Annotated in this window: 4 protein-coding genes; 3 read left to right on the top strand and 1 reads right to left on the bottom strand. The window is 38.6% G+C overall.

Going from position 1 to position 2,975, the window contains the following annotated elements:
- Nucleotides 1–53: 53 nt before the first annotated feature.
- From E1160_RS00325 to E1160_RS00315, 3 genes are all read left to right on the top strand, one after another.
- Nucleotides 54–1,034, top strand: a complete 981-nt coding sequence (locus E1160_RS00325) for a GlxA family transcriptional regulator (RefSeq protein WP_155153002.1) — start codon at nt 54–56, stop codon at nt 1,032–1,034.
- A 236-nt stretch (nt 1,035–1,270) separates the two neighbouring features.
- Nucleotides 1,271–1,723 (top strand): MarR family winged helix-turn-helix transcriptional regulator, encoded by a 453-nt coding sequence (locus E1160_RS00320; RefSeq protein ID WP_155153001.1) that lies wholly within the window; start codon nt 1,271–1,273, stop codon nt 1,721–1,723.
- A 96-nt stretch (nt 1,724–1,819) separates the two neighbouring features.
- Nucleotides 1,820–2,245, top strand: coding sequence for an organic hydroperoxide resistance protein (locus tag E1160_RS00315; RefSeq protein WP_155153000.1), 426 nt, complete (start codon nt 1,820–1,822; stop codon nt 2,243–2,245).
- A gap of 65 nt (nt 2,246–2,310) precedes the next feature.
- Here the strand turns inward: E1160_RS00315 and E1160_RS00310 are convergent.
- On the bottom strand, nt 2,311–2,975 hold a 665-nt coding region (locus E1160_RS00310; RefSeq protein WP_218048609.1), incomplete at its 5' end, for a class I SAM-dependent methyltransferase.

Raw genomic sequence — 2,975 nt, 5'->3', positions numbered from 1 at the left:
TAAACAAAAAATGATAACGGATTAGACACAATATAGAAGGGAGATCTATTATTATGTCTTCAATATTTAAAGAAGTTGCCGCGCATGAGCCAGATCGCATCACCATTGTTCTGGTACCAGATTTTTGCATAACCTCCTTCAGTGTTTTTGTTGAATCTTTGCGCCTTGCCAACCAAGAAGCTGGGAAGACTCTCTATAGTTGGGACGTTATTAGTACGAATGAAGAACCCGTGAGAGCTTCAAATGGTCTTTTAATTCAAGCAGATATGGTTATTGGTGATGTTGAGGGACCGACCAATGTTGTGGTTTGTTCTGGAACGGATGCACATCTATATAAAAATGATATTTTGTTTAGTTCGTTGCGCCGTTGGGAACGCAATGGAGCGCATATTGGGGCTTTAAGTACTGGTGCATACATACTGGCCCATGCAGGCTTGCTGGCAGGATATAGTTGCACGATACATTGGACAGACTTGGATAGTTTTTACGAACAATTCCCGAATATTATTGTTGAAACCAATTTATTCACATTTGATCGTAAGAGATTTACATGCGGGGGAGGTACCGCAGCGCTTGATATGATGTTGAAGGAGTTAGAACAGCGTCATGGTTCTGAACTTGCTGACCTTGTTTCGAAACATTTTATGCATGAACGTATTATAGAAGGTGGTGAATCATTACGCCTTCCATTGCATACGCGTTTGAGAAGAAGTCATCCTAAGGTGATCAAGGCAGTACAGGAAATGGAAAGCAATATAGAAGAAGTATTGGAGCGTCCCGAAATTGCGATGCGTGTTGGTCTTAGCATGCGGCAGCTGGAACGGTTGTTCCAAAAATATCTAGGGACAACACCTGTTCGATACTATTTAAATCTTCGACTTGGTAAGGCCAAAAGTTTACTGACCCAGACTTCCCTGTCGATTACTGAGATTGCTTTTGCATGTGGATTTAACTCTGGATCCCATTTCTCAAAATGTTATCAGGATAAGTTCGGAAAACTTCCGACCAGAGAACGTTTGGATCTTGTCGGATAATCAATCTGGAGATTTTCTTTCGCAGAAGTCCTTAGAGAACTTCCGAAAAGGTTAATTTTCGTGTGGCAAGGGTTTGATGATAGTAGCGAAAATATGCGATTTAGATTATGTAGCTAGAGTCTTCGTTGAAGATACCAGATAGTTGATTGTTAGATATCTTTCTTTTCATTTACCAATCACATATATTGAGAAGATTGGATGTGGAAAACACTAGTCTAAGAAAGCAATGCAAGAATATGAAAGACAGCGATAAGATTCTTTTAGATAACCAACTTTGTTTTGCTTTATATTCCACATCTTTGGCGATGACACAGCTTTATAAAGAACATCTGGATAAGTTGGGTTTAACATATACTCAATATACGATCTTATTGATCTTATTTGAAAAAGATGGGATCACCCTTAAAGAAATTGCAGATAAATTAGGTCAAAAATCTGGCTCTCTCACACCTGTTATTAAGCGTATGGAAACGGAAGAAATTTTAATCCGTCAACGCGGTGTAGAAGATGATCGGCAACTCAATATCCTTTTAACGGAAAAGGGTCAGAAGCTTCGTGAAGATATCTTAGTTATAAGTGAATGCGTTGCCGAATCCTGTGGTATTTCTGTTGATAAATTAATTGATCTTCGCACCCAACTTACAGAGCTTCGTGAAAACTTGAAACAAAAAACGCTTGCGCAAAATTAATTATTGCAATAACTATATTAAGCGAACGACTATTTTTTTAATATAATAGTTATCGCGATAACTATTATTGGAGCTAAACTTAATAAGGATAAGATCATGAAAGCAATTTATACTACAACTGTGTCTTCTACGGGTGGTCGTGAAGGGCAATCAAATTCAGAAGACGGACGTTTATCTGTAAACTTAAGCACACCAAAGGAACTTGGTGGGGATGGCGCAGATGGCACAAATCCGGAGCAACTATTCGGTGCAGGTTATTCTGCATGCTATATCGGCGCTTTGAAATTTGTAGCCGCACAACAGAAATTATCTTTACCTACAGATGTGAAAGTAACTGCAACTGTTGGTATTGGTGAAAACCCTAAGGGCGTTGGTTTTGCAATTAAAGTCGATATGGAAGTTGCATTGAACGGTATGGAGACAGATATTGCTGAAAAACTGATTGAGGATGCACATCAGGTTTGTCCGTATTCAAATGCCACACGTGGGAATATTGAGCTGGTTACAAAATTAGTCAACTAGTCGTAATTGATCGCTAATGAAATAAAGCCTCTCTGAGAATATTTTGAGAGGCTTTTTTTACTCAATCATGCGGCTTCAGGTTTCCGAGCAATGATGAAGATACCTTTTTGTTTGCCATTTCCTGTTGGTTGCCAATCATATTCGATCTTAAAGCCGGACTTGATCATGGCTGATCTTAAATCGTCACTGCCAAAGACTTTCACTAAGGGAAGTAAACCAATCAATCTTCCAAGTGGGCCAAACCAATCCAATAATTTATGGAAAATAAAGAAATCTTTAATACATGCCGTGCTTGAAACGAATATACCTTCTGGTTTCAACATAGCATAAACCTTATCAATAACTTGATCTCTATTTTCAAGAAGATGCAGGATGCTGTGACCAAAGACTGCATCGATAGACTGATCAGCAATTGTTAATTCTTCGATAGAAGATTGTTGGAAATCGATATTTCTAATGTTTTGCACATCCGCTTTTTGCTTGGCAATCTCTATCATTCTCTCAGAAATATCTGTCGCGAGAATCTGTTTGACGTCATTGGCATGATAGAGAGCCGTTGACCCAGTCCCACAACCAAATTCAAGAACTTTCATATCTGGTCGTAAATATTCCTGTGTTTTGTGTAATTTGTTTTTATAAATTTCTTCGTCTGGTACAGGGGAGGCCGCATATTTGTCAGCAATACGGTTCCAAAATTTAGCATTTTTTTCCATCAGAAACATCTTCCAAG

This window comes from Curvivirga aplysinae (assembly GCF_009711445.1).
In the GTDB taxonomy this organism is placed as follows: domain Bacteria; phylum Pseudomonadota; class Alphaproteobacteria; order UBA8366; family Aestuariispiraceae; genus Curvivirga; species Curvivirga aplysinae.
Note: the sequence above shows the minus strand (reverse complement) of the source record. Positions and strands in the feature narration are given on the sequence as shown.